This window comes from Streptomyces sp. NPDC104202 (assembly GCF_055584185.1).
This window is the reverse complement of sequence record NZ_JBVJMN010000058.1, coordinates 16,993-41,778: the sequence shown is the minus strand read 5'-3', so window position 1 is coordinate 41,778 and position 24,786 is coordinate 16,993. Positions and strand designations below refer to the sequence as shown.

General features: G+C 72.7%; 22 protein-coding genes. 17 read left to right on the top strand and 5 right to left on the bottom strand.

Annotation, left to right across the window (positions count from 1 at the left end; genetic code table 11):
- Window positions 1–11: 11 nt before the first annotated feature.
- The gene (locus tag ACZ60W_RS29520; RefSeq protein WP_469758438.1) at window positions 12–1,526 is read left to right on the top strand and encodes an APC family permease; all 1,515 of its coding nucleotides are present in this window, start codon (window positions 12–14) and stop codon (window positions 1,524–1,526) included.
- 46 nt (window positions 1,527–1,572) lie between these two features.
- Entirely contained in the window at window positions 1,573–3,216 is a 1,644-nt protein-coding gene (locus ACZ60W_RS29515; protein WP_469758437.1) for a flavin monoamine oxidase family protein, read from the top strand.
- Between the two features lie 18 nt (window positions 3,217–3,234).
- Here the strand turns inward: ACZ60W_RS29515 and ACZ60W_RS29510 are convergent, their stop codons facing one another.
- Together ACZ60W_RS29510 and ACZ60W_RS29505 are read right to left on the bottom strand one after the other, a co-directional pair.
- Window positions 3,235–4,626, bottom strand: coding sequence for an FAD-binding oxidoreductase (locus ACZ60W_RS29510; RefSeq protein WP_469758436.1), 1,392 nt, complete (start codon window positions 4,624–4,626; stop codon window positions 3,235–3,237).
- Window positions 4,627–4,727: 101 nt separating this feature from the next.
- A complete protein-coding gene (locus ACZ60W_RS29505; RefSeq protein WP_469758435.1) occupies window positions 4,728–6,530 on the bottom strand; it encodes a glycoside hydrolase family 15 protein in 1,803 nt (600 codons plus the stop codon).
- Between the two features lie 545 nt (window positions 6,531–7,075).
- Between ACZ60W_RS29505 and ACZ60W_RS29500 the strand changes: the two genes are divergently transcribed.
- The 14 genes from ACZ60W_RS29500 to ACZ60W_RS29435 all read left to right on the top strand — a co-directional run bounded on the left by ACZ60W_RS29500 (window position 7,076) and on the right by ACZ60W_RS29435 (window position 22,469).
- A complete protein-coding gene (locus ACZ60W_RS29500; protein WP_469758451.1) occupies window positions 7,076–8,734 on the top strand; it encodes a CTP synthase in 1,659 nt (552 codons plus the stop codon).
- A gap of 87 nt (window positions 8,735–8,821) precedes the next feature.
- On the top strand, window positions 8,822–9,448 hold the full coding sequence (locus ACZ60W_RS29495; RefSeq protein WP_469758434.1) for an NUDIX domain-containing protein: 627 nt from the start codon (window positions 8,822–8,824) through the stop codon (window positions 9,446–9,448).
- Between the two features lie 262 nt (window positions 9,449–9,710).
- Window positions 9,711–11,696 (top strand): AAA family ATPase, encoded by a 1,986-nt coding sequence (locus ACZ60W_RS29490; RefSeq protein ID WP_469758433.1) that lies wholly within the window; start codon window positions 9,711–9,713, stop codon window positions 11,694–11,696.
- 147 nt (window positions 11,697–11,843) lie between these two features.
- Window positions 11,844–12,959 carry an alanine dehydrogenase gene (gene ald, locus ACZ60W_RS29485; protein ID WP_469758432.1) on the top strand — a complete coding sequence of 372 codons (1,116 nt, stop codon included), beginning with the start codon at window positions 11,844–11,846 and terminating at the stop codon, window positions 12,957–12,959.
- Between the two features lie 449 nt (window positions 12,960–13,408).
- The gene (locus ACZ60W_RS29480; protein ID WP_030212665.1) at window positions 13,409–14,434 is read left to right on the top strand and encodes a ParA family protein; all 1,026 of its coding nucleotides are present in this window, start codon (window positions 13,409–13,411) and stop codon (window positions 14,432–14,434) included.
- Window positions 14,419–14,925, top strand: coding sequence for a hypothetical protein (locus ACZ60W_RS29475; RefSeq protein WP_469758431.1), 507 nt, complete (start codon window positions 14,419–14,421; stop codon window positions 14,923–14,925). The genes ACZ60W_RS29480 and ACZ60W_RS29475 overlap by 16 nt, the downstream gene beginning before the upstream one ends.
- A 45-nt stretch (window positions 14,926–14,970) precedes the next feature.
- Window positions 14,971–16,161 (top strand): segregation and condensation protein A, encoded by a 1,191-nt coding sequence (locus tag ACZ60W_RS29470; protein ID WP_469758430.1) that lies wholly within the window; start codon window positions 14,971–14,973, stop codon window positions 16,159–16,161.
- Window positions 16,158–16,760 (top strand): SMC-Scp complex subunit ScpB, encoded by a 603-nt coding sequence (scpB, locus tag ACZ60W_RS29465; RefSeq protein WP_469758429.1) that lies wholly within the window; start codon window positions 16,158–16,160, stop codon window positions 16,758–16,760. Before ACZ60W_RS29470 ends, scpB begins: the two co-directional genes overlap by 4 nt.
- Entirely contained in the window at window positions 16,760–18,082 is a 1,323-nt protein-coding gene (locus tag ACZ60W_RS29460; protein ID WP_469758428.1) for a pseudouridine synthase, read from the top strand. Before scpB ends, ACZ60W_RS29460 begins: the two co-directional genes overlap by 1 nt.
- 136 nt (window positions 18,083–18,218) lie before the next feature.
- Complete coding sequence (gene pnuC / locus ACZ60W_RS29455; protein WP_469758427.1) at window positions 18,219–18,869, top strand: nicotinamide riboside transporter PnuC; 651 nt, start codon at window positions 18,219–18,221, stop codon at window positions 18,867–18,869.
- Window positions 18,866–19,945, top strand: coding sequence for an AAA family ATPase (locus ACZ60W_RS29450; protein ID WP_469758426.1), 1,080 nt, complete (start codon window positions 18,866–18,868; stop codon window positions 19,943–19,945). Before pnuC ends, ACZ60W_RS29450 begins: the two co-directional genes overlap by 4 nt.
- Window positions 19,942–20,697: an NUDIX hydrolase gene (locus tag ACZ60W_RS29445; RefSeq protein ID WP_469758425.1), complete on the top strand. Its 756-nt coding sequence runs from the start codon at window positions 19,942–19,944 to the stop codon at window positions 20,695–20,697. Before ACZ60W_RS29450 ends, ACZ60W_RS29445 begins: the two co-directional genes overlap by 4 nt.
- Window positions 20,694–21,716 (top strand): ADP-ribosylglycohydrolase family protein, encoded by a 1,023-nt coding sequence (locus tag ACZ60W_RS29440; protein WP_469758424.1) that lies wholly within the window; start codon window positions 20,694–20,696, stop codon window positions 21,714–21,716. Before ACZ60W_RS29445 ends, ACZ60W_RS29440 begins: the two co-directional genes overlap by 4 nt.
- A gap of 3 nt (window positions 21,717–21,719) precedes the next feature.
- Window positions 21,720–22,469 carry a nucleotidyltransferase domain-containing protein gene (locus tag ACZ60W_RS29435; protein WP_469758423.1) on the top strand — a complete coding sequence of 250 codons (750 nt, stop codon included), beginning with the start codon at window positions 21,720–21,722 and terminating at the stop codon, window positions 22,467–22,469.
- Window positions 22,470–22,553: 84 nt separating this feature from the next.
- Here the strand turns inward: ACZ60W_RS29435 and ACZ60W_RS29430 are convergent, their stop codons facing one another.
- The 3 genes from ACZ60W_RS29430 to ACZ60W_RS29420 are packed head-to-tail and all read right to left on the bottom strand — an operon-like array spanning window position 22,554 to window position 24,106.
- Complete coding sequence (locus tag ACZ60W_RS29430; protein ID WP_469758422.1) at window positions 22,554–23,243, bottom strand: nucleotidyltransferase domain-containing protein; 690 nt, start codon at window positions 23,241–23,243, stop codon at window positions 22,554–22,556.
- Between the two features lie 10 nt (window positions 23,244–23,253).
- On the bottom strand, window positions 23,254–23,724 hold the full coding sequence (locus ACZ60W_RS29425; protein ID WP_469758421.1) for a Rieske (2Fe-2S) protein: 471 nt from the start codon (window positions 23,722–23,724) through the stop codon (window positions 23,254–23,256).
- Window positions 23,725–23,770: 46 nt separating this feature from the next.
- Window positions 23,771–24,106, bottom strand: a complete 336-nt coding sequence (locus ACZ60W_RS29420; RefSeq protein WP_469758420.1) for a DUF952 domain-containing protein — start codon at window positions 24,104–24,106, stop codon at window positions 23,771–23,773.
- Between the two features lie 74 nt (window positions 24,107–24,180).
- On the opposite strand from ACZ60W_RS29420, the gene ACZ60W_RS29415 reads away from it, so the two are divergent.
- A complete protein-coding gene (locus tag ACZ60W_RS29415; RefSeq protein WP_469758419.1) occupies window positions 24,181–24,678 on the top strand; it encodes a YidB family protein in 498 nt (165 codons plus the stop codon).
- Window positions 24,679–24,786: the final 108 nt, after the last annotated feature.

Here is a 24,786-nt window from a genome sequence, read left to right as displayed (position 1 = left end):
GCTCTCGCGCCATGGCAGAGAACCCCACCCCAGAGGTCCACCGGCTCAAGGCGAACTCGGTCGGTCTGGTCGGCGTCGTCTTCATGGCCGTGGCCACCGCGGCCCCGATCACCGCGATGACCGGAAACCTCCCCATCGCCGTCGGCTTCGGCAACGGCACCGGCGCGCCCGCCGGGTACCTCTTCGCGACGCTCGTGCTGACCGTCTTCTCGGTCGGCTACGTCGCCATGGCCAAGCGGATCACCGCCGCAGGAGCCTTCTACGGCTACATCTCGCACGGGCTTGGCCGGATCGCCGGCATGGCCTCCGGCATGCTCGCGGTCCTGGCGTACGTCGTCTTCGAGGCGTCGATCGTCGGTGTCTTCTCCTACTTCGCCAAGACGACGGTCTCCGACCAGTTCGGCGTCGACCTCCCCTGGGTCCTGTACGCGGCCGCGATGCTGGCCGTCACCGCCGTCCTGTCCCACTTCGACATCAACCTGACCGCCAAGGCGCTGGGGGTGATGCTCGTCGCCGAGATCGCGGTCCTCTTCGCGGTCGCCACCGCGGTCCTGATCGCCGGCGGCGGCCCCGACGGCATCCCCGTCGAGCCGGTCGACCCCCGGAACGCCTTCACCGGCACCTCCGCCGGCCTCGGCCTCTTCTTCGCCTTCTGGTCGTGGGTGGGCTTCGAGTCGACCGCGATGTACGGCGAGGAGTCCCGCGACCCGAAGCGGGTGATCCCGCGCGCCACCCTGATCTCCGTCATCGGCGTCGGCCTCTTCTACATCTACGTCTCGTGGATGACGATCGCCGGGAACGGGCTGAGCGGCTCGGTGAGGCTGTCCGCCTCCGCCAACCCGCTCGACCTGTTCTTCGCCCCCACCGAGACCTTCATCGGGGCCTGGGCGGTCGACGCGTTCCAGTGGCTGCTGCTCACCGGCTCCTTCGCCTGCGGGATGGCGTTCCACCAGTGCGCCTCGCGCTACCTCTACGCCATCGGCCGCGAGGGCTTCCTCCACCCGGCGCTCGGCCGCACCCACGCCCGCCACGGCTCGCCGTACATCGCCTCATACGTGCAGAGCGCGATCGCCGTGGCCCTCGTCGCCGCCTTCTGGCTGACCGGCCAGGACCCCTACATCCACCTGTACACCCTGCTCGCCATCCTCGGCACCATGGCGATCCTCATCGTCCAGACCCTCTGCTCCTTCGCCGTCATCGGCTACTTCCGCACGCACCACCCCGAGGACCGGCACTGGTTCAGGACGTTCACCGCGCCGCTCCTCGGCGGCATCGGCATGATCGCCGTCGTCGTCCTGCTGATCATGAACATGGAGACCGCGGCCGGGCTCGCGGCGGACTCCCTCTTCTTCGGGGCGATCCCCTGGATCGTCGGCCTGGTCTTCTTCGGCGGCCTCGGCCTCGGCTTCTTCCTCAAGGCCAAGCGGCCCGAGCGGTACGAGGTCATCGGCCGGATCGTCCTGGAGGACGCCGCCGAGCGCCCCGCCGACGCGTCCCCCGCGCCCGCCCCCGTGCCCCAGAGCTGACCCCACCCCGTCCCGGGTACCGTCCCCTCTTCTCCAGGAGCGCCCCATGGCACGCACCAACCCGATGCACCTCCTGAAGCACCTCGCCGCCGAGCACGCCGACGCCCACCGGCTCGGTCTGCCCGTCGACGAGCTCCGCGGCATGCGGGCCGACGCCCTCGGCCGCCGCTCCCTCCTCAAGTACGCGGCCGCCGCCGGGATCGCGGTCGGCGCGGGCACGGCGGCCACCGCCGCCCCCGCCGCGGCCGCCACCACGACCCCGCCGGTCGCGAGCAACGCCAGGATCGCGGTCGTCGGCGCCGGGATCTCCGGCCTCACCGCCGCCCTCACCCTCCAGGACGCCGGCCTGAGCCCGGTGCTCTACGAGGCGAACCCGTCCAGGGTCGGCGGCCGCATGTGGACCCAGCGGGCCCACTGGGCGTACGGCCAGACCTCCGAGATCGGCGGTGAGCTGATCGACACCAGCCACAAGAAGATCCTGGAACTCTGCCGCCGCTTCGACCTCCCCACCGAGGACTTCCTCGGCGGCGGACCCAACGGAGCCGAGGAGGTCCTCTGGTTCGGCGGCGCCTACTACCCCCGCAGCCAGGCCGACGAGGACTTCAAGGCGGTCTACCAGGCGCTGCGCCGCGACCTGTCCGAGGCCGGCGAGGTCACCTGGAACCGGACCACCCCCACCGGCACCGCGCTCGACGACATGTCGGTGTACGAGTGGATCGAGAGCCGGGTCCCCGGCGGGCACTCCTCGCGGCTCGGCCGGTTCATCGACGTCGCCTACAACGTCGAGTACGGCGCCGACACCACCGAGCAGTCCTCACTCGCCCTGGTCCTGCTCATGGGCTACCAGACCAACCCGGGCAACTTCAACGTCTGGGGCCTGTCCAACGAGCGCTACCACATCGTCGGCGGCAACGACCGGCTGCCGAACGCCGTCGCGGGAGCCCTCGCCCCCGGCACCCTGCGCGCAGGCTGGTCCCTGACCGCCGTACGCGCCGACGCCGACGGCACCCAGACGCTGACCTTCACCGAGGCGGGCGTCACCCGGACCGTCACCGCGGACCACACCGTCCTGTGCGTCCCGCTGCCGATCCTCCAGCAACTGGACCTCTCCCAGGCCGGGTTCGACCCGCGCATGCGGAACCTGCTGCGGGACGCCCGGATGGGCCACTGCACCAAGCTCAACATGCAGTTCGGCACCCGTCCCTGGCGCGGCGCCGGCCCCTGGCCCGGGGTCTCCGCGGGCGACTGCTTCACCGACACCGAGGTCCAGCAGACCTGGGACACCACCAAGGTCCAGGGCGGAACGGGCGGCATCCTCATCCAGTACGGCGGCGGAAGCCTGGCCCGGAACCTGAACCCGGCGGGCCCCTTCTCCACCGAGTCCGACCCGTACGTGCGGAACCTGGTCACCCGCTACCTGGCCGGCATCGACGCCTTCTTCCCCGGCACCTCGCGGGCGTACACCGGCCGCGCCCAGCTCTCCGCCTGGCACAAGAACCCGTACACCCTCGGTGCGTACTCCTGCTGGCCCGTCGGCTACCTCCACCGGTACGCGAAGTACGAGGGGACCGCGCAGGGCAACGTCCACATCGGCGGTGAGCACTGCTCGTACGACTTCCAGGGGTTCATGGAAGGCGGCGCCACCGAGGGCGAGCGGGCCGCCCAGGAGGTGATCGCCGCCCTGAGGTGACCGTGCCCGCGGGCGGGTTCAGGCCGCGGCCGGGGTGATGTTGTGGTTGAAGCGGAAGACGTTGTCGGGGTCGAAGGCGGTCTTGACGCGGGTGAGGCGGGCGTAGTTGTCGGCGCCGAAGCCCTCGACGACGCGCTGGTCGCCTTCGGAGCCGATGAAGTTGAGGTACACGGCTCCGGTCGACCACGGCCGGGCGTCGGCCCGGACGTCCCGGACCCACCGGATCGCCCGGTCGTCGTCGGCGGGGTCCGCCCACACGCCGAAGGGGTGCACGGCCCAGCGCGCCGAGCGCCAGGGGAGGGGGTAGTCGGCGGGGCCGCGGGCGACCTGGCCGCCCATGGGGAAGAGGACGTGCTGCATCCCGGAGGGCACGATCATCTCGTCGGAGCGGGCGCAGAAGGCGCGCAGGGCCTCGTCGGGGAAGTCCGACAGGTACTCGGCGGACCAGTAGTTCCGCATCCCCGGCGGGTCGTCGAGCATGCACTGGAAGTCGACGTACGGAATGTCCATGAGGAGCTCCACCGCCGGCTTCAGCGCGTACAGGGGCGCGGCGAAGGCGCGGGCCGCCTCCGCCGTGCCGGCGTAGGTCACCAGGGCTCCGGCGAGCAGGGTGCCCTGGAGCTCGCCGGGGATGAACTCCTCGGGCGGGGCGTTGAGGTAGATCGCGCCGCCGCCGACCTCGTCCGGCGCGTCGGCGAGCAGGTCCCGGTAGGCGTGGAGCACCTCGGGGCCCGCGGCGGCGGGGAACAGCAGCAGCACGAAGCCGAACTCCGGCAGCGGGTGCGTCCGCAGCGTCAGGGAGGTCACCACGCCGAAGTTGCCGCCGCCGCCGTGCAGCGCCCAGAACAGGTCGGGGTTCTCCTCGGCGTCCGCGTGGACGTGCTTGCCCTCGGCGGTGATCAGCTCGGCGGCCAGCAGGTTGTCGCAGGCCAGCCCGAACTTCCGCTCCAGCCAGCCCGATCCGCCGCCGAGCGTGAAGCCGCCGACGCCGGTCGTGGACGCCCGCCCGCCGGTCACCGCCATGCGGAACGGCTGGCACGCGTGGTCCAGATGGGACATGGTCGCCCCGCCCGAGACGCGGACGGTCATGTTCTCGGGGTCGGCGACCACGGTGTGCATCCGGCGCAGGTCGACGACGAGACCGCCGTCGTTGAGCGCCGAGCCGGCGACGCTGTGCCCGCCGCCGCGGACCGCGATCGGCAGTCCGGCCCCGCGGCCGAAGAGCACCGCGTTGGAGACGTCCTCCTGCGTCGCGCACTGCGCGATCACGGCCGGACGCCGGTCGATCATCGCGTTGAACACCACCCGGGCCTCGTCGTAGCCGGGATCGCCGGGTACGTACACCTCACCGGCGAGATCCTCGCGCAGTCCGGCCAGCGCGGCGTCCGGGACGGTGGTCTGGGGAGCCATGGGAGCCCCCCTTTCGTACGGGGGGACGGGACCCTCTCATCGTAGGTCCGGGCGCCGCCCCCCGCGCGGGGGTCCGGGCGGCGCCCCCGCGGGGGGCGGGCTCAGCCGCCGTACGCCCCGCTCGCCGTCAGCCGCAGCGCGGTGTCGATCAGCGGGACGTGGCTGAACGCCTGCGGGAAGTTGCCCACCTGGCGCTGGAGCCGCGGGTCCCACTCCTCGGCGAGCAGCCCGAGGTCGTTGCGGAGCGAGAGGAGCTTCTCGAAGAGCGTGCGGGCCTCGTCGACCCGGCCGATCATCGCCAGGTCGTCCGCCAGCCAGAACGAGCAGGCGAGGAACGCGCCCTCGTCGCCCTCCAGGCCGTCGACCCCGGCCTCCTCGCCGGCCGTCGGGTAGCGCAGCACGAAGCCGTCCTCCGTGGACAGCTCCCGCTGGATCGCCTCGATCGTGCCGATGACCCGCTTGTCGTCCGGCGGCAGGAAGCCCATCTGCGGGATCAGCAGCAGCGAGGCGTCCAGCTCCTTGGAGCCGTAGGACTGCGTGAAGGTGTTCCGCTCCCTGTCGTAGCCCTTCTCGCAGACGTCGTGGTGGATCTCGTCGCGCAGCGCCTGCCAGCGCTCCAGCGGGCCGTCGGCGTCCCCCGACTCGATGAGCTTGATCGTGCGGTCGACCGCCACCCAGGCCATGACCTTGGAGTGCACGAAGTGGCGGCGCGGGCCGCGCACCTCCCAGATGCCCTCGTCGGGCTGGTCCCAGTGCTTCTCCAGGTAGTTGATCAGCTTGATCTGGAGGAGGGAGGCGTAGTCGTTCCGGGAGAGCCCGGTCATGTGGGCGAGGTGGAGGGCCTCGGTGACCTCGCCGTAGACGTCCAGCTGCAGCTGGTTGGCGGCGCCGTTGCCGACCCGGACCGGGCCGGAGTTCTCGTACCCCGGCAGCCAGTCGAGCTCCGCCTCGCCGAGCTCGCGCTCGCCGGCGATGCCGTACATGATCTGCAGGTTCTCCGGGTCGCCCGCGACGGCGCGGAGCAGCCAGTCCCGCCAGGCGCGGGCCTCCTCGCGGTAGCCGGTGCGCAGCATCGAGGAGAGGGTGATCGCCGCGTCCCGCAGCCAGGTGTAGCGGTAGTCCCAGTTCCGCACGCCGCCGATCTCCTCGGGCAGCGAGGTGGTCGGCGCGGCCACGATCCCGCCGGTCGGCGCGTAGGTCAGCGCCTTCAGCGTGATCAGCGAGCGGACCACCGCCTCCCGGTAGGGGCCGTGGTACGTGCAGTGGTCGACCCACTCGCGCCAGAACTCGGCGGTCGCCTCCAGCGAGCCCTCCGGGTCCGGCAGCGCCGGCGGCTCCTTGTGGGAGGGCTGCCAGGACAGCGTCAGGGTGATCCGGTCGCCGGGCGTGACCGTGAAGTCGGAGTAGGTCGTCAGGTCCTTGCCGTGGGTCTCCGCGTCGGTGTCCAGCCAGACCGAGTCGGGACCGGCGACGGCGACCGTGCGGTCGCCGACCTTGTGCACCCAGGGGACGATCCGTCCGTAGCTGAACCGCATGCGCAGCGAGGAGCGCATCCGGACCCGGCCCGAGACGCCCTCGACGATGCGGATGAGCTGCGGGGCGCCGTCGCGCGGCGGCATGAAGTCGGTGACCCGGACGGTGCCGCGCGGCGTGTCCCACTCCGACTCCAGGATCAGCGAGTCGCCCCGGTAGCGGCGGCGGTCGGCGGGGGCCGGCTCGGCGTCCGCGGGGCCGACGGGTCCCACCCGCCAGAATCCGTGTTCCTCCGTGCCGAGCAGTCCGGCGAAGACCGCGTGGGAGTCGAAGCGTGGGAGGCAGAGCCAGTCGACACTGCCGTCCCGGCAGACCAGGGCAGCGGTCTGCATGTCTCCGATGAGTGCGTAATCCTCGATGCGCCCGGCCACGTGCTTCACTCCAGTCGAACGGCCATGTCCGCCCCGCGGGGCGCTTGCAAGGACGTTCCGGCGCGGTGGTCCCGGCCGGGCGGTCCGTCTTCGTCAGCGGTCAAGGGATCATCGACGAGCTCTTGGTCCGGGTGACAGGCGGGGTGGTGCCCTGGCCGGCCGGCTCGGCGGGCTGTTCCGAGCAGGATACGTCGCACCCTAGTGACACGGTGATCACACCGGTAACGACGTTGCTCCGATCGGGTGAACGAACCCCCTCCCCTCCTGGCCCGGCCCGGTAGACGCCTCTTTCCCCTGGTGGGCGGGTCGCCCCGCCCGCGGACCGCGGCCCGCCCGGCCGCCCGCGTCGCCGTGCGTGAGCACCCGACTGCCGCGTGTGGCCGGAAGCGGTCTCCCGATGTCGCTGATACCCTGGTACCCCGTGGACCGGTGGGAAACGGCGACAGCCGAGGACCCCGAAACCGCAGCGACGGCACCCCCCGATTCTTCCGGAGGGGACGCCGGTACGCACCTCCAAACGCGACCACGGGAGCCCCCTCTTGGCGATGCCGCCCAACACCACGACGACCAAGCACATCTTCGTCACCGGGGGTGTCGCCTCCTCCCTCGGCAAGGGCCTGACCGCCTCCAGCCTGGGTGCGCTCCTCAAGGCCCGTGGCCTGCGGGTCACGATGCAGAAGCTCGACCCGTACCTGAACGTCGACCCCGGCACGATGAACCCCTTCCAGCACGGCGAGGTGTTCGTCACCAACGACGGCGCCGAGACCGACCTGGACATCGGCCACTACGAGCGCTTCCTCGACGTCGACCTCGACGGCTCGGCCAACGTCACCACCGGCCAGGTCTACTCCCAGGTCATCGCCAAGGAGCGGCGGGGCGAGTACCTCGGCGACACCGTCCAGGTCATCCCGCACATCACCAACGAGATCAAGTCCAGGATCCGCCGCATGGCGACCGACGACGTCGACGTCGTCATCACCGAGGTCGGCGGCACGGTCGGCGACATCGAGTCCCTGCCGTTCCTGGAGACCGTCCGCCAGGTCCGCCACGAGGTCGGCCGCGACAACGTCTTCGTCGTGCACATCTCGCTGCTGCCCTACATCGGCCCCTCCGGCGAGCTGAAGACCAAGCCGACCCAGCACTCCGTCGCCGCCCTGCGCAACATCGGCATCCAGCCCGACGCGATCGTGCTGCGCGCCGACCGCGAGGTCCCGACCGCCATCAAGCGCAAGATCTCGCTGATGTGCGACGTCGACGAGGCCGCGGTGGTCGCCGCCATCGACGCCAAGTCGATCTACGACATCCCGAAGGTGCTGCACACCGAGGGCCTGGACGCCTACGTCGTCCGCAAGCTCGACCTGCCCTTCCGCGACGTTGACTGGTCCACCTGGGACGACCTGCTCGACCGCGTCCACAACCCGGAGCACGAGGTCACGGTCGCGCTCGTCGGCAAGTACATCGACCTGCCCGACGCCTACCTCTCCATCACCGAGGCCATGCGCGCCGGCGGCTTCGCCAACAAGGCCCGCGTCAAGGTCAAGTGGGTCACCTCCGACGACTGCAAGACCGCCGCCGGCGCCCAGAAGAACCTCGGCGACGCCGACGCGATCCTCATCCCCGGCGGCTTCGGCGACCGCGGCGTGAACGGCAAGATCGGCGCCATCCAGTACGCCCGCGAGAACAAGGTGCCGCTCCTCGGCATCTGCCTCGGCCTCCAGTGCATCGTCATCGAGGCCGCCCGGAACCTCGCGGACATCCCGGACGCCAACTCCACCGAGTTCGACCCGGCCACCGCGCACCCCGTCGTCTCCACGATGGAGGAGCAGCTGGCGTACGTCGAGGGCGCCGGCGACCTGGGCGGAACGATGCGCCTGGGCCTCTACCCGGCGAAGCTCGCCGAGGGCTCGATCGTCCGCGAGGTCTACGACGACCAGCCGTACGTCGACGAGCGCCACCGCCACCGCTACGAGGTGAACAACGCCTACCGCGCGGAGCTGGAGAAGAAGGCCGGCCTGGTCTTCTCCGGCACCTCCCCGGACAACAAGCTCGTCGAGTACGTCGAGTACCCGCGCGACGTCCACCCCTACCTCGTCGCCACCCAGGCGCACCCCGAGCTCCGCTCGCGCCCGACCCGCCCGCACCCGCTCTTCGCGGGCCTGGTCAAGGCGGCGGTCGAGCGCAAGACGGGCAAGCCCGCGAAGTGATCAACGGCGTCGGCCGACGGCGTTAACGTTGCCGGGGTACGGGTCCTCACGGACCGGTACCCCGGCTTTCGTATGTGGGAGGACCAGATGGAGCTGCAGGACACCCCGGCGGAGTGGCGGGTCGCCGCGACGACGACCCCCTTCCAGGGCAAGAAGACCAGCGTCCGCACGGACGACGTCGTCATGCCCGACGGCACGGTCGCCCGCCGCGACTACCAGGTCCACCCCGGATCGGTCGCCGTCCTCGCCCTGGACGAGCAGGACCGCGTCCTGCTGCTCAAGCAGTACCGCCACCCCGTGCGCCAGAAGCTGTGGGAGATCCCCGCCGGCCTCCTGGACGTGCCCGGCGAGAACCCCCTCCACGCCGCCCAGCGCGAGCTGTACGAAGAGGCGCACGTCAAGGCCGGCGACTGGCGCGTCCTCACCGACGTCTACTCCTCGCCCGGCGGCACCGACGAGGCCGTCCGCGTCTTCCTCGCCCGCGATCTCGCCGAGGCGGAGGGCGAGCGCTACGAGGTCTCCGACGAGGAGGCCGACATGGAGATCGCCCGCGTCCCCCTCGCCGACCTCCTGCGGGGCGTCCTCGCCGGCGACCTCCACAACAGCTTCCTCGTCATGGGCGTCCTCGCGGTGGCCGCGGCGCGCGCGGGGGACGGGCTCTCCGGCCTCCGCCCGGCCGACGCGCCGTGGCCGGCCCGCCCCTTCGCCTCCTAGGGCTTCCCGCGTCCGGGAGTTTCCCGCGTCCGCCCGCGGTATGGGCCGGTGCAGCGCCCGTCGGCCGGGCGGCCGCGCTCCGGCCGCGCCGGCGTCGGCCCGGCCGCGGGGGTGGGGTGGTGTGACGATCGGTTGATCTGATCGGGGGATGTGTGGGGCGTGCTCCGCGGGGGTGGGCGGGTGGGCTGAACTACGCTCGGGAACGCCCGTGCGGAGCACCCCGCGGGAGAGGCTCGTGCGCAGGTGGACGGGAGCGTGGCCCGTGACGGATCAGGCGGTGGCGGCGACGGGCAGCCGCCAGTTCTTCGGCCGACAGCGGGAGTTGAAGGCCCTGCGCGCCGACATCGAGCGGACCGGCCTGGACACGCTGACGGGCCGTAAGGCGCCGAGGGCGAGGGTGCTGCTGATCGCGGGGAAGCCCGGCTCGGGGCGGACCGCGCTGGCGGAGGAGCTGGCGGCGGGGCTGGCGGAGCGGTACCCCGACGGCGTCTTCCGGGCGAGACTGACGGAGCCGGGCGGCGACCCGGTGCCCACCGGCCGGGCGGCGCAGGAGCTGCTGGCGGCGCTGGGGGTGGAGGAGCCGCCGGGTGCGGCCGAGGACGAGCTGACCGAACTGGTGAGGGGTGCGCTCGGCGAGCGGAGGGCCGTCCTGATCCTGGACGACGCCGTGGACGCCGACCAGGCCGACCCGCTGATCCCCGACAACCCGGACGCCCTGGTGGTGGGCGTCTCGCGGGGGCCGCTGACCGGGATCCCGGACGTGCGGCCGTGCACGCTGGGCGGGCTCGACCCGAAGTCGGCGATCGAGCTGCTCACGGCGTACACCGGCTCCGTCCGGGTCACCGTCGATCCGCAGGCCGCCGAGACGCTGGTGGAGGAGTGCGGCGGGCTGCCCGGCGCGGTGGTGCTGGCCGGGGGCTGGCTGTCGCACCGCCCGAAGGCGTCGGTCGCCGACCTCGCCAAGCGGCTGCGCGCGCTGAGCGGTGATCCGCTGGCGCGTGCGTTCCGGCTCGCGCACGAGGGCCTCGACGGGCCCGCGGCGCGGATACTGCGATTCCTGTCGCTGGCCCCGCTGGGCCGTGCGGACGCCCACACGGCCTCCGCGCTGGCCGGCTGCTCGGTCTCCGCGGCCACGACCACGCTCGCCGACTTCGCCGCCGTGGGGCTGGTCGAGGCGGGCGAGGACGGACAGTACGAGGTGCCCGGCCATCTCGTCCCCCTGCTTCGCGCCCAGCTGGAGGAGCGCGACCGGCCCGCCGAGGTGCAGCTCGCGCGGGCCCGGATGCTGGAGCGGACCGTACGGCTCCTCCAGTCCTGCCGTGCGGTCACCGAACCCGAGGGCTCGCCCGCCCGCCGGAAGCTGGCGGGGCTCCCGAGAGCCCTGCGCTTCCCGAACGCGGCGGCCGGCGCCGCGTGGCTGGACTCGCGGCAGCCGGTCCTGCTGGCCGCCGCCCGCCTCGCCGTCGCGGACGGCGAGCTCGACACGCTGGCCCGCCGGCTGGTCGCCTCGTTGGTGAGGGCGTTCGCGGCGCACCGGGGCGCGGAGGCGGCGGCGCCCGAGCTGTACGGGCTGCACCGTCTGGTGCTGGACGTGGCCGAGCGCCGCGGTCTGCACCGGGAGCGTGCCGCGGCGCTCCTGAACCTGGCCGACCTCGACGCCCGCACCGGTCGCACCGAGGACGCGCTGCTGCGATATCGGTCGGCTTTGGAGGCCGGACGCAAAGCAAATGATCCGTATGCGACCGGCCGGGCGATGGAATCCGTAGGTGGGGCCTACCAGGAGCTGGGGGACTGGCACCGGGCCGGCGACTGGTACGGGCGGGCGCTCGCGCAGCGCCTCGCCCGGGACGAGCGGGCGGACCAGGCCCGGCTGTACGCCCGCCTCGGCGCCGTGCAGACCTACGCGGGCCGGTACGGCGAGGCGCTGCGGAACTGGCGGGCCGCCGCGGCCGGCTACCGGCGGCTCGCCGATCTCCCGGGCCACGCAAGGGCGTTGAGCGAGGCGGCCCGGGTCCAGGAGTACGCGGGGAGGCCCGAGGAGTCGCTGCGGACCTGCGAGGAGGCGGTGGAGTGGGCGCGCCGGGCGCAGGACACCCGGCTCCAGGCGGCGCTCCAGCTCCGGCTGGCGGACACCCTCGACCGGCTGGGCGACCCGGCCGCCGCGGGTCTGCACCGGGCCGCAGCGGAGAGACTGCTGGAAACGGAACCTGTGGCCTACGAAATCCGCAGTGGGTTCGAGAAAGATTAGTACTTTGAAAGGCTAGACACCGGGAACTCCTTCATTAGACTGGGTGCGCCGCGTTCGAACGTGGTCTGCCCCGGTGCGCCGTAGTGCATCCGGGTATGTATCGCAGTGCCCCATGTATCCCCCCTGATTCAAGGACCGTGATCGACGATGAAGGTCGGCATCCCCCGCGAGGTCAAGAACAACGAGTTCCGCGTGGCCATCACCCCCGCCGGTGTCCACGAGCTCGTCCGCCACGGCCACCAGGTCTTCGTCGAGCAGAACGCCGGTGTCGGCTCCTCGATCACGGACGAGGAGTACGTCGCCGCCGGCGCCGAGATCCTCCCCACCGCCGACGAGGTCTGGGCCATCGCCGACCTGCTGCTCAAGGTCAAGGAGCCGATCGCGGAGGAGTACCACCGTCTCCGCAAGGACCAGACGCTCTTCACCTACCTGCACCTCGCCGCCTCCCGCGAGTGCACGGACGCGCTCCTGGAGTCCGGCACCACCGCCATCGCCTACGAGACGGTCGAGACCGCGAACCGCGCGCTCCCGCTGCTCGCCCCGATGTCCGAGGTCGCGGGCCGCCTGGCCCCGCAGGTCGGCGCCTACCACCTGATGCGCTCGGCCGGCGGCCGCGGCGTGCTCCCCGGCGGCGTCCCCGGCACCCACGCCGGCAAGGCCGTCGTCATCGGCGGTGGCGTCTCCGGCTGGAACGCCACCCAGATCGCCGTCGGCATGGGCTTCCACGTGACCCTGCTCGACCGTGACATCAACAAGCTCCGCGAGGCCGACAAGATCTTCGGCACCCGCGTGCAGACGATCGTCTCCAACGCCTACGAGCTGGAGAAGGCCGTCGTCGAGGCCGACCTCGTCATCGGCGCCGTCCTCATCCCGGGCGCCAAGGCCCCGAAGCTGGTCACCAACGAGCTCGTCGCCAAGATGAAGCCCGGAAGTGTCCTTGTCGACATTGCGATCGACCAGGGCGGCTGCTTCGAGGACTCGCACCCGACGACCCACGCCGAGCCGACCTTCCAGGTCCACAACTCGGTCTTCTACTGCGTCGCCAACATGCCGGGCGCGGTCCCGAACACCTCCACCTACGCCCTCACCAACGCCACGCTGCCCTACATCGTGTCGCTGGCGAACAACGGCTGGGCCGAGGCGCTGCGCCGCGACGCCGCCCTCGCCCTGGGCCTCAACACCCATGACGGCAAGGTGGTTTACAAGGAGGTCGCGGAGGCGCACGGCCTCGAGCACGTCGAGCTGAGCAGCCTCCTGGGCTGACCCCCGAGGCACCGCCGTCAACGCGTGCCGTCAATGCCGCACCCCCGGCCGGACCTTGTTCGACAAGGTCCGGCCGGCTGTGTCTCCGGCCACGCCGAAACGTTCGGGCAACTCGCCTCGAACGTAACCCTTTAACCGTTTCGCACACCCCTGAAACGTGTGGATGCATGGCTGCGCACCCTTGACAGAGAGGTGTTCGGTTGCCGACACATCGGGCCGGGTCCGGCGGATTGTGTTGCTGCGGAGTGGTGACACGCCATAGAGTCGCCAACCGTCGGCATGGTGCCACGCTGACCTATCGATAAATGTTCCTGGTGACATCCAAGGAGGTAAGACGACTTGTGAATGAGTCGACAATTACTCCCGGGAGCGGTGCGCCAGGTGCTCCGATCGGCTCCGTCGCGGTGCGGACCTTCGCGACGCACCAGCCCATGACGACAGCCCACACGATGAAGACGATGGACGGCCTACACGTGAACGCCACGGCCGGCAACGAGATGGGCCGAGAGTCCACCCACTTCGCCGCCTACGACGAGGTGCCCGAGGGGCACTTCTACGACCCCGACGCCGAGTACGAGCCCGACCCGGAGTACGCGGCCACCCTCGCACCCGACGCTGCCCGCCAGCGCCGCGAGCGGATCGGCCCCACCGGACGGCCCCTGCCGTACTTCCCGATCCCGGGCCCCCTGACCGACCACGGACCCGCGAAGATCATCGCGATGTGCAACCAGAAGGGCGGCGTCGGCAAGACCACGTCGACCATCAACCTGGGCGCCGCGCTCGCGGAGTACGGACGACGGGTGCTGCTCGTCGACTTCGACCCGCAGGGTGCCCTGTCGGTCGGTCTCGGCGTGAACCCGATGGAGCTCGACCTCACCGTCTACAACCTGCTCATGGAGCGGGGCATGTCGGCGGACGAGGTCCTCCTCAAGACCGCCGTGCCCAACATGGACCTGCTGCCGAGCAACATCGACCTCTCGGCCGCCGAAGTCCAGCTGGTCAGCGAGGTCGCGCGCGAGTCCACGCTCCAGCGCGCCCTCAAGCCGCTGATGAACGACTACGACTACATCGTGATCGACTGTCAGCCCTCGCTCGGCCTGCTGACCGTGAACGCCCTGACGGCGGCTCACAAGGTCATCGTGCCGCTGGAATGCGAGTTCTTCGCCCTGCGCGGCGTGGCGCTGCTGACGGAGACCATCGAGAAGGTCCAGGAGCGGCTCAACCCCGAGCTGGAGCTCGACGGCATCCTCGCCACGATGTACGACTCGCGGACCGTGCACAGCCGCGAGGTCCTCGCGCGCGTGGTCGAGGCCTTCGACGACCACGTGTACCACACGGTCATCGGGCGGACCGTGCGCTTCCCCGAGACCACGGTCGCCGGCGAGCCCATCACCACCTACGCGTCCAACTCCGTGGGCGCCGCCGCCTACCGCCAGCTCGCCAGGGAGGTGCTCGCCCGGTGTCACGCCGAGTGAGTCTGCCCGGCGCCGACGAACTCTTCCGTACGACCGGGGGGACGGCGCTCCAGTCGTCCTCACCCCGCCGGGCCGTCCCGGCACCGGCGGGCGAGAGCGACCCGGCGGCCGCCGAGGGCTCCCCGGAGCACACGGCGGCCGACTCCGAGGCGTCGGAACCGCGCGTCCGGACGGCGGAGCCCGAGGCCGGCGCCCCCAAGGCCGCGCCGGCCGCGGCGGTCCCCGCCCCGGCGGCCGCGCCCCGGCGGCGCGGCGGCCGTACCCCGAACCGGCGGCCCAGCGGCCGCGAGCGCCACGACGAGAAGATCACGGTCTACGTCTCCGCCGAGGAGCTGATGGACCTGGAGCACGCCCGGCTGGTGCTCCGCGGCGAGCACGGTCTCGCCGTCGACCGGGGCAGGATCGTCCGGGAGGCCGTCGCGGTCGTCCTGGCGGACCTGGAGTCCCGCGGCGACGCGAGCATCCTCGTGCGCCGCCTGCGCGGCCGCTGACGGTAGCCTGCGGGCTCCCGCGCCTCCCGTTCCCCCTGGACCCCCATGCACCACACCCCTGACGAAACGTCCCGCCCACCGCGCCGCCGCCTCCTGGGCCGCGGCCCGGGCGAGCCGGACCCCGCACCCGCGCCGGCGGAGCCCGTGGCGGGTGAGGCGCAGGCGGAGGAGCCTCCCTCGGCGCCACCCGTGGCGGAGTCCCGGCCGAAGCCCGCGGAGCCCGCATCGGCGGAGGCCGTGGAGCCCGCGCCCGGGGAGGCCGTGGAGCTCGCGCCCGGGGAGGCCGTGCCGGCCGACGCTCCGGAGCCTGTGAGCCGGGGGCCTGCCGAGGGAGATCTGCCCGTCCGGCCCGTCGTTCCCGCCGAGCCTGCCGATCTCGTCGAGGAAGCCGATCCCGCCGAGGAAGCCGAGGGCGGCGCCGGCGGTGACGGAGTGCCCGGGGCCGGGGACGGGCGGTTCACCGTGCGGCTGGCGAACTTCGAGGGGCCGTTCGACCTGCTCCTCCAGCTGATCACCAAGCACAAGCTGGACGTCACCGAGGTGGCGCTGTCGCAGGTGACCGACGAGTTCATGGCGCACCTGCGCGCCCTGGGTCCCGACGGTGACCTCGACCAGACCACCGAGTTCCTCGTGGTGGCCGCCACCCTGCTCGACCTCAAGGCGGCCCGGCTGCTGCCCGCCGCCGAGGTGGAGGACGAGGCCGACCTGGCGCTCCTGGAGGCCCGCGACCTGCTGTTCGCCCGGCTGCTCCAGTACCGGGCGTACAAGCGCATCGCGGCGATCTTCGAGGAGCGGTGGGAGACCGAGGGCCGCCGCCACCCCCGTACCGTCGGGCTCGAACCGCACCACGCCGAGCTGCTGCCCGAGGTGGTCATCTCGATCGGGGCGGAGGGGTTCGCGAAGCTGGCGGTCAAGGCGATGGCGCCCAAGGCCGAGCCACAGGTGTACGTGGACCACATCCACGCCCCGCTGGTCAGCGTCCGCGAGCAGGCCGCCGTCGTCGTGGCGCTGCTGCGCGAGCGCGGCACGGCGGTGTTCCGCGAGCTGATCGAGGACGCCGGCGACACCCTCACCGTCGTCGCCCGCTTCCTCGCGCTCCTGGAGCTCTACCGGGAGAAGGCCGTCGCCCTGGAGCAGGAGACCGCCCTCGGCGACCTCACGGTCTCCTGGACGGGCGGCGAGACGGACCCGTCCGGGGCCGTGACCGACGAATTCGACCAGGAGGCCACCGCGTGAGCGACCTCAAGCCCGCCCTCGAAGCCGTCCTCATGGTCGTCGACGAGCCCGCCACCGAGGCCCACCTGGCCAAGGTCCTGGACCGCGCCCCGCGCGAGGTCGCCGACGCCCTGCACGAGCTGGCCGACGAGTACACCGTCCAGGGCCGCGGCTTCGAGCTGCGGCGGGTCGCCGGCGGCTGGCGCTACTACTCCCGCCCCGCCCACGCCGCCGCCGTCGAGGCCTTCGTGCTGGACGGGCAGCAGGCCCGGCTCACCCAGGCGGCCCTGGAGACCCTGGCGGTCGTCGCGTACCGCCAGCCGGTCAGCCGTTCCCGGGTCTCCGCGGTCCGCGGGGTCAACTGCGACGGCGTGATGCGGACCCTTCTCCAGCGGGGTCTCGTGGAGGAGGCGGGCGCGGAACCCGAAACAGGTGCGATCCTGTACAGGACGACGAACTACTTCCTGGAGCGGATGGGCCTGCGCGGCCTGGACGAGCTCCCCGAGCTCGCGCCCTTCCTCCCCGAGGCGGAGGCGGTCGAGCCGGACTCGCTGGAAGGGGTTCCGACGTTCGATCCGGATGCACCGGATCGTGAGGACGACGACAAGACGGAAGTTTGATGCGAAGCAGCAGCGGCAGGAACAGCAGCGGAAACAACGGCGGGAGCCGTGGTGGCAACAGCGGCGGCCGCGGCGGCAGCAGCGGCGGCGGCCGTGGTGGCAGCGGCTCCGGCGGGGGCGGCGGCTACCGGGGCTCCGGCGGCAGCGGCTCCGGCGGCGGTGGCTACCGCGGCGGATCCGGTGGCGGCGGTGGCGGTGGCTACCGCGGCGGCTCCGGCGGCTCGGGCGGCAGCGGTGGCTACCGCGGCGGGTCGGGCGGCTCCGGTGGCTCCGGTGGCGGCGGCGGTTACCGGGGCGGCGGCGGTGGCCGTGACGACCAGCGCCAGAGCAACCCGCGTCGGCCCCGCCCCGAGGAGCGCACCTACGACGTGAGCGGCCCCTCCGAGGCCCCGAAGAAGGGCCGCGGCTCCGCGGCCCGAGGCGGCGCCAAGGGCGGCCCCAAGGCCCCCCAGGGCGGCACCCCCCGCCGCGGCCCGCACGGCCAGCGGCAGGCCCCGGCGCGCTCGCGCGAGCTGGACGCCCGGATCGAGCAGCGCAACCGCGAGCGGTACGAGGGCCGGCCGGAGATCAAGACCCCGAAGACCTTCCCCGGTGCCGAGCAGGAGGGCGAGCGTCTGCAGAAGGTCCTCGCGCGGGCCGGCATGGGTTCGCGGCGCGCCTGCGAGGAGCTCATCGAGCAGGCCCGCGTCGAGGTCAACGGCGAGATCGTGCTGGAGCAGGGCAAGCGCGTCGACCCGGAGAAGGACGAGATCAAGGTGGACGGCCTGACCGTCGCCACCCAGTCCCACCTGTTCTTCGCGCTGAACAAGCCGGCCGGCGTCGTCTCCACCATGGAGGACCCGGACGGCCGCCAGTGCCTCGGCGACTACGTCACCAACCGCGAGACCCGGCTGTTCCACGTCGGCCGTCTCGACACGGAGACCGAGGGCATCATCCTGCTCACCAACCACGGCGAGCTGGCCCACCGCCTCACGCACCCGAAGTACGGCGTGAAGAAGACCTACCTGGCCGCCATCACCGGCCCGCTGCCCCGCGAGGTCGGCAAGCGGCTCAAGGACGGCATCCAGCTGGAGGACGGCTACGCCCGCGCCGACCACTTCCGCGTGGTGGAGCAGACCGGCAAGAACTACCTGGTCGAGGTCACGCTGCACGAGGGCCGCAAGCACATCGTGCGCCGGATGCTGGCCGAGGCCGGCTTCCCGGTCGAGAAGCTGGTCCGCACCGCCTTCGGCCCGATCGCCCTGGGCGACCAGAAGTCGGGCTGGCTGCGCCGCCTCACCAACACCGAGGTCGGCATGCTGATGAAGGAAGTCGGCATGTAAGGCCCCCGGCCCCGTTCCGCGAGGAAGCCCGTGACCGCCCGGCGGTCGCGGGCTTCTCCGCGTCCCGCCCCGGAATCGGGCTTGTGGCCGGGGTCCGCCGCCCTTTATAGTCAATATGACTCTTAAGGAGGCGGGCGTGAGCCTCGCGAACATCCTCGAACCCCTGCAGCGGCCGCTGCTGACCGTCCTGGACACCCCGGTCAGCTGGACCGAGGTCCTGGGCTTCGGCAGCGGCGCGCTGTGCGTCTGGCTCGTCGCCCGCCAGCACGTCGCCAACTGGCCGATCGGCATCGCCAACAACCTCTTCTTCGTCCTGCTCTTCGGCCAGGCCGGCCTCTACGCCGACGCCGGCCTCCAGATCGTCTTCATCACCCTCGCCGTGTACGGCTGGTGGACCTGGACCCACGGGGGTGGACCAGGCTCCGACGACCTCCCGGTGCGCCGCACCACGCGCACCGAGTGGACGTGGCTGACCGCGGCGGGGGTGGTGGGGACCCTCGCCCTCACCCTCCTGCTCGACCGCGTCACCGACTCGACCGTCCCCTTCTGGGACGCCCTCACGACCGTGCTCTCCCTGGCGGCGACCTACGGCCAGTGCCGCAAGCTGGTCGAGTCCTGGTGGCTCTGGATCGCGGCCGACGTCGTCTACGTACCGCTCTACGCCTACAAGGAGCTGTACCTGACGTCCCTGCTGTACGTCGGCTTCATGACCCTCTGCGTCCTCGGCCTGCGCGGCTGGAGCAGGGACCTGACCGGCTCCCGGCGACTGGTGGGGGAGACCGCGTGAAGCGCTACGGCCACGGCCTCGTCCTCGGCAAGTTCTACCCGCCGCACGCCGGCCACCACCACCTCGTCCGCACCGCCCGCGACCGCTGCGAGCGCCTCACCGTGCTCGTCTGCGCCGCCTCCGTGGAGACCATCCCGCTGGAGGACCGGGTCGCCTGGATGCGCGAGATCCACCCCGACGTCCTCGTCGTCGGCGCCGTCGACGACACCCCCGTCGACCTCCACGACCCCGACGTCTGGGCCGCCCACATGGCCGTCTTCCGCGCCGCCGTGCCCGAACGCGTCGACGCCGTCTTCACCTCCGAGCCGTACGGGGAGGAACTCGGCCGCCGCTTCGGCGCCGAGTCCGTCCTCGTCGACGAGGAGCGCACCCGCTTCCCCGTCTCCGGCACCGCCGTCCGCGCCGACCCCGCCGGCTGCTGGGACTTCCTGGAGCCGCCCGTCCGGGCCGCGCTCACCCGTCGGATCGTCGTCCTCGGCGCCGAGTCCACCGGCACCACCACCATGGCCCTCGCGCTCGCCGAGCACTACCGCGGCCGCGGCGGCGTCTGGGCCCGCACACGGTACGTACCGGAGTACGGGCGGGAGTACAGCGCACTCAAACTCGCCGAACTCCGTGCCGAACACCCCGGTGCCACCTGGCCGGACGTCACCTTCCGCTCCTCCGACTTCCCCGTCATCGCCCAGCGCCAGGCCGAACTGGAGGAGGAGGCCGCCCGGGACGGCTCGCCCGTCCTCTTCTGCGACACCGACGCCTTCGCCACCACCATCTGGCACGAGCGGTACATGGGCACCGCCAGCCCCGGCACCGGCGAGATCGCCGCCCGCGGCCGGCAGCACCTCTGGCTGCTCACCGACCACCGGGGCGTCGACTTCGAGGACGACGGACTGCGCGACGGGGAGCACCTGCGGCCCTGGATGACCGCCCGCTTCCTCACCCAGCTCGCCCACACCGGCCGCCGCACCGCCGTCCTCACCGGCCCGCACGAGGAGCGCCTCGCGGCGGCGGTCGCCGCCGTCGACGGCCTCCTCGCCGAGGGCAGCCGCCTCGCCGACCCCCTGCCGGAGCGCCGATGACCCGCCCCGAGAGCCCCGAGAGCCCCGAGAGCCCCGAGGGGTACGACCCGCGCGCCTTCGAGCCCTTCGCCGTCACCGTCGACCTCGCCGTCCTCACCCTCCGCGAGGAGCGCCTCCACGTCCTGCTCGTCGAGCGCGGCGCCTCGCCGTACAGCGGCTCCTGGGCCCTGCCGGGCGGCTTCGTCCTGCCCCGCGAGTCCGCCGAGACGGCCGCGCGCCGCGAACTCGCCGAGGAGACCGGCCTCTCCGACACCACGGTCGCCGGCCTCCACCTCGAACAGCTCCGCACCTACAGCGACCCGGACCGCGATCCGAGGATGCGGGTCGTCTCGGTCGCCTTCACCGCCCTCGTCCCGGACCCCCCGGAACCGCGCGGCGGCGGCGACGCGGCGCAGGCCCGGTGGGTGCCCTACGGGACCCACGGCACCCTCGCCTTCGACCACGACCACATCCTCGCCGACGCCCACGAACGGGTCGGCGCCAAGCTGGAGTACACCTGCCTCGCCACCGCCTTCTGCCCGCCGGAGTTCACCCTCGGCGAGCTCCGGCAGGTCTACGAGACGGTCTGGGGCGTCGAACTCGACCGCCCCAACTTCCGGCGCAAGGTCCTCGCCACGCCCGGCTTCGTCCAGGCCGTGGAAGGACCGCCGCGCCTCACCGGCGGACGGGGGAAACCGGCCGCCCTCTACCGGGCGGGCGACGCCACCACCCTCCACCCGCCCCTCCTGCGACCGGAAGGACGATCCACGTGAACCTCGCACGCACCGCGACCAGGCAGGCCGCGACCGGCTCCCTGATCGGGCTGGCGCTCGGCGACGCGCTGGGCAGACCCACGGAGTTCAGCGACGTCCCGCTCATCATCAGCTGGTTCGGCCCCTGGCGGCAGCTGGCGCTTCCCGACAGCGGCCGCGTCACCGACGACACCCAGATGGCCCTCGCCTTCGCCCGCGGCATCCGCACCGCCATGGACCGGGAGGTGCTCTCCCCGCACGCGCTCGCCGGGCCCGTCCGCGACGAGTTCGTCGCCTGGTACCACGACCCGGAGAACAACCGGGCCCCCGGCAACACCTGTCTGACGGCCTGCGCGCTCCTCGACGGCGACCGCCTCTGGCAGGACGCCAGCCGGATCGGCTCCAAGGGCTGCGGCGCCAACATGCGGGTCACCCCCATCGGGCTCGTCCCCGGGCTGAGCGAGGAGCAGCGGGCCGGCGCCGCGCAGCTCCAGTCGGCCCTGACCCACGGTCACCCCACCGCGCTCGCCGCCTCCGACCTCACCGCCCGCGCCGTGTACCTGCTCGCCCAGGGCGTCGACCCGACCGGACTGGTCGGGCAGCTCCGCTCGTACGCGTACGAGAACCGCTCGCGCTACCACGAGCACTGGCTGGGCGACCTCTGGACCCGCTCCCAGGACCCCACCGCCCTCCACTTCGTCGAGCGCGGCTGGGACGAGTGCCTGGCGGTCCTGGAGCGCCTCGACGCCGTCCAGCGCACGGCCGACCCGGAGCTCGACCCCTGCACGTACACCGGTGACGGCTGGATCGCCGAGGAGGCCCTCGCGACCGGGCTGCTCTGCTTCCTGCTCTTCCCCGAGGAGCCCCTCACCGCCCTGCGCCGCGCCGCCTGCACCCGGGGCGACTCGGACTCGATCGCCGCCCTCGCGGGCGCCTTCGCCGGCGCGCACCTCGGTGCGGACGCCTGGCCGAAGGAGTGGGCGGAGCGGGTCGAGTACCGGAGCGACCTGCTGACCTTCGGCGCCCTCTGGGACGCTTGACCCATGACGCTCACCCTGGACCCGGATCTCTCGGCCGTCGTCGCCGAACAGCCCGACCCGCTGCTCTTCGCGACGGTCTCCGGCGCGCACCTCTACGGCTTCCCCTCCCGCGACTCGGACGTGGACCTGCGGGGGGCGCACCTGCTGCCGGCGGAGGCGCTGATCGGACTGCGCGAGCCCGAGGAGACGCGCTCCCGGATGTGGGACCGCGACGGCGTCGAGATGGACCTGGTCACCCACGACCTGCGGAAGTTCGCCCGGCTGATGCTGCGGCGCAACGGCTACGTCCTGGAACAGCTCACCTCCCCGCTCGTGGCCCACACCACGGAGACCCACGCGGAGCTGGTCTCGCTCGTGCCCGGGGTGCTCACCCGCCACCACGCCCACCACTACCGGGGGTTCGCGGGGACGCAGTGGCGGCTCTTCCGGAGCGGCGGCGAGCTCAAGCCGCTGCTCTACACCTACCGGGCGCTGCTCACCGGCATCCATCTGATGCGCTCGGGGGAGGTCCAGGCCCATCTGCCGACCCTCGTCGACGAGGTGCCCGAGGCGCCGGCCCGGCTGCACGGCCTCGTCGCGGCGAAGGCCGACGCCGAGCACGGGCCCGCCGACGTCCCCGAGGAGGAGGTGCGCGCCGAGACGGAGGCCCTGCACGCCGTCCTCGACGAGGCCCAGGCCGCGTCCCGGCTGCCCGAGGCCGCGACGGGCGCCCACGACGCGCTCCACGACCTGGTCGTCAGGGCGCGGGCCTAGGGCCTGTCGTCACCATCCCCTCTGCCCCGCGACGCCTGGCACGCACCAGACGCCGCAGGGCAGAGGGGATGGTGACGACACCCCCTAGAAGAGATCCGCGGCCGACGCCCGGCGCGCGCGGATCAGGAAGTCCTGGACGCGGGCGGCGTCGGGGGCGTCGGGGAGCGGCGTGGTGTCGTGGGCGCGGTCGGCCTCGTCCTGGAGACGGTTCATCCAGGACTCGACCTCCGACCAGGGGACCTCGCCGCGCTTCACCGAGAGGAGGCGGTCGCGGTCCTCGCCGACGTCGATGCGGAGCTCGCCGGTGCGCAGCAGGTCGCGGCAGCTGGTGAGCAGCCGGAGCAGGTGCATGGCGTGCTTCCAGCGCGGGTGGCCGTACTGGCGGACGTCGGCGTCGAGCTTGCGGCGCTGGCCGCCCGCGTACCGGACGAAGGTCTGGTGGGCCCGCCGGGAGAGGAAGGCGGCGCGGAGCGAGAGGAGCTCCCGGCCGAGGTCGTCGACGTGCTCGACGACGGGGGAGTGGAGGCACTCCAGGACGTTCGGGTTGTTGCGCAGGGCGAGTTCGCAGAACCGCTCCAGCTCCCAGCTGAACTGCTCCTCGGCCGGCCCCTCCACATGGGCCGGGGGCTTCTCGAAGTGCCAGAACAGCGGCGTCGGGGCGAGGTAGACGCCCCGGACGTCCGTGTCGCTGTCCTCCGTCGCGAGCCCGAAGGCGCGCGAACCCATCACGCAGGAGTAGATCGTGTGGTCGCGCACCAGCTCGTCCGGAGTCATGCCGGTCAGGCTACGCGAGGGTGATCGACCCCCCGGAGACGGTGATCCGCTCGGCCGGCAGGGGGCGGGGAGCCGGTCCCGCCGCCACCGAGCCGTCGGCGACCCGGAACTTCGAGCCGTGGCAGGGGCAGTCGATGGTGCCGTCCGCGACCTTGTTCACCAGACAGCCCTGATGCGTGCAGACCGCGGAGAACGCCTTGAACTCGCCGGCCGTCGGCTGGGTGACGACGACCTTCCTCTCGTCGAAGACCTTGCCGCCGCCCACCGGGATCTCCGACGTCGTGGCCAGCGCCTCGACACTCGACCCCGGGGACGCGGGCGCCGACCCCGTGGTCTCGCCGGCCCCCGCGGACGAGGGCGCGGCCGGGGCGGAGGACGTCTGCGCGCCCCCGTCGTTCCCGTCGTCCGAGCCGCAGCCCGCCGTCGTCAGGGCCGCGGCCGCGAGAAGGACGGTACGGCGGTTCGTGGCGCGTGAAGTCATACGGCCCAGCTTGGCGCCGGGCCGCCGCCGGACCACCGCAACACGCCTACGCCCGGGGGACCAGCTCCCTCGCACGGCCGTCCGGGTCCCGCCGCACCTCCCGCACCGCCGTCACCGCGGCCCGCTCCACCGGGCCGTACACGTGCGGGAAGAGGACGTCCCCCGATCCCTCCCAGCGGACCTCGCCGCCGAGCAGCGCCTCGTCGATCACCAGCACCAGGAGCGGACCGGGCACGTCCCGGTAGTGGGCGTCGGCGATCGCCAGGGCCGTCGCCTCGTCCGCCGAGCAGTGGACGAACCCCTCGGCGGCGAGCGACGGCGGGGCGTACGGGGCATCGGGGGAGGCGGACCAGTCGGCCAGCGGTACGACGTGCAGCAGCATCCGCCCTTTGTACCCCGCCCCGCCCGGCTTCCCCGCCCCGCCCGCTGTGCCCCGCCTCGCCGGATGTACGCCGAGTGGCGGTACGCCCCGGTTCGGGTGACATTGAGCGTGTTCCGAACCGGACGAAAGGCAGGACCATGGCGGGAAACGACCTCGGCAGTCTCCTCGGCAGTCTCCTCGGAGGCGGCGCACAGGGCGGCGGCAGCGGCGCCGGCGGCATCCTCGGCTCCCTGATCGGCGCCCTCGCGGGCGGCAAGGGCGGCGCCGCGGGCGGCGACGGCGCGAACCCGCTCGGCGGCCTCCTCGACATGCTGACCAGGTCCGGCCTCGTCGACCAGGCCCAGTCCTGGGTCGGCACCGGCGACAACCAGCCCGTCAGCGGCGCCCAGATCGCCGAGGCCCTCCCCGACGAGACCCTCCGCAAGGTCGCGGAGGAAGCCGGAGTCAGCCCGCAGCAGGCCGCCGACGAGATCGCCCAGTCGCTGCCCCAGGCCGTCGACAAGCTCACCCCCGACGGCTCGCTGCCCCAGAGCGGCTCCCTGGAGGACATCATCCGGCGGCAGCAGCTCTGACCCGGCGACGTCGGCCCCGAACGGCCCCGGCGCCCGCACTCCGGCCCGTACGTCTCGGAGAGCGGGCGCCGCGACGCGCCGCCCCCACCGCTGACTAGGCTGATCGGA

Coding starts and splice junctions, on each gene's coding strand:
- ACZ60W_RS29520 (WP_469758438.1), top strand. CDS start 12: ATGGCAGAGAACCCCACCCCAGAGGTCCACCGGCTCAAGGCGAACTCG.
- ACZ60W_RS29515 (WP_469758437.1), top strand. CDS start 1,573: ATGGCACGCACCAACCCGATGCACCTCCTGAAGCACCTCGCCGCCGAG.
- ACZ60W_RS29510 (WP_469758436.1), bottom strand. CDS start 4,626: ATGGCTCCCCAGACCACCGTCCCGGACGCCGCGCTGGCCGGACTGCGC.
- ACZ60W_RS29500 (WP_469758451.1), top strand. CDS start 7,076: ATGCCGCCCAACACCACGACGACCAAGCACATCTTCGTCACCGGGGGT.
- ACZ60W_RS29495 (WP_469758434.1), top strand. CDS start 8,822: ATGGAGCTGCAGGACACCCCGGCGGAGTGGCGGGTCGCCGCGACGACG.
- ald (WP_469758432.1), top strand. CDS start 11,844: ATGAAGGTCGGCATCCCCCGCGAGGTCAAGAACAACGAGTTCCGCGTG.
- ACZ60W_RS29480 (WP_030212665.1), top strand. CDS start 13,409: ATGAAGACGATGGACGGCCTACACGTGAACGCCACGGCCGGCAACGAG.
- ACZ60W_RS29470 (WP_469758430.1), top strand. CDS start 14,971: ATGCACCACACCCCTGACGAAACGTCCCGCCCACCGCGCCGCCGCCTC.
- ACZ60W_RS29460 (WP_469758428.1), top strand. CDS start 16,760: ATGCGAAGCAGCAGCGGCAGGAACAGCAGCGGAAACAACGGCGGGAGC.
- ACZ60W_RS29445 (WP_469758425.1), top strand. CDS start 19,942: ATGACCCGCCCCGAGAGCCCCGAGAGCCCCGAGAGCCCCGAGGGGTAC.
- ACZ60W_RS29435 (WP_469758423.1), top strand. CDS start 21,720: ATGACGCTCACCCTGGACCCGGATCTCTCGGCCGTCGTCGCCGAACAG.
- ACZ60W_RS29430 (WP_469758422.1), bottom strand. CDS start 23,243: ATGACTCCGGACGAGCTGGTGCGCGACCACACGATCTACTCCTGCGTG.
- ACZ60W_RS29425 (WP_469758421.1), bottom strand. CDS start 23,724: ATGACTTCACGCGCCACGAACCGCCGTACCGTCCTTCTCGCGGCCGCG.
- ACZ60W_RS29420 (WP_469758420.1), bottom strand. CDS start 24,106: ATGCTGCTGCACGTCGTACCGCTGGCCGACTGGTCCGCCTCCCCCGAT.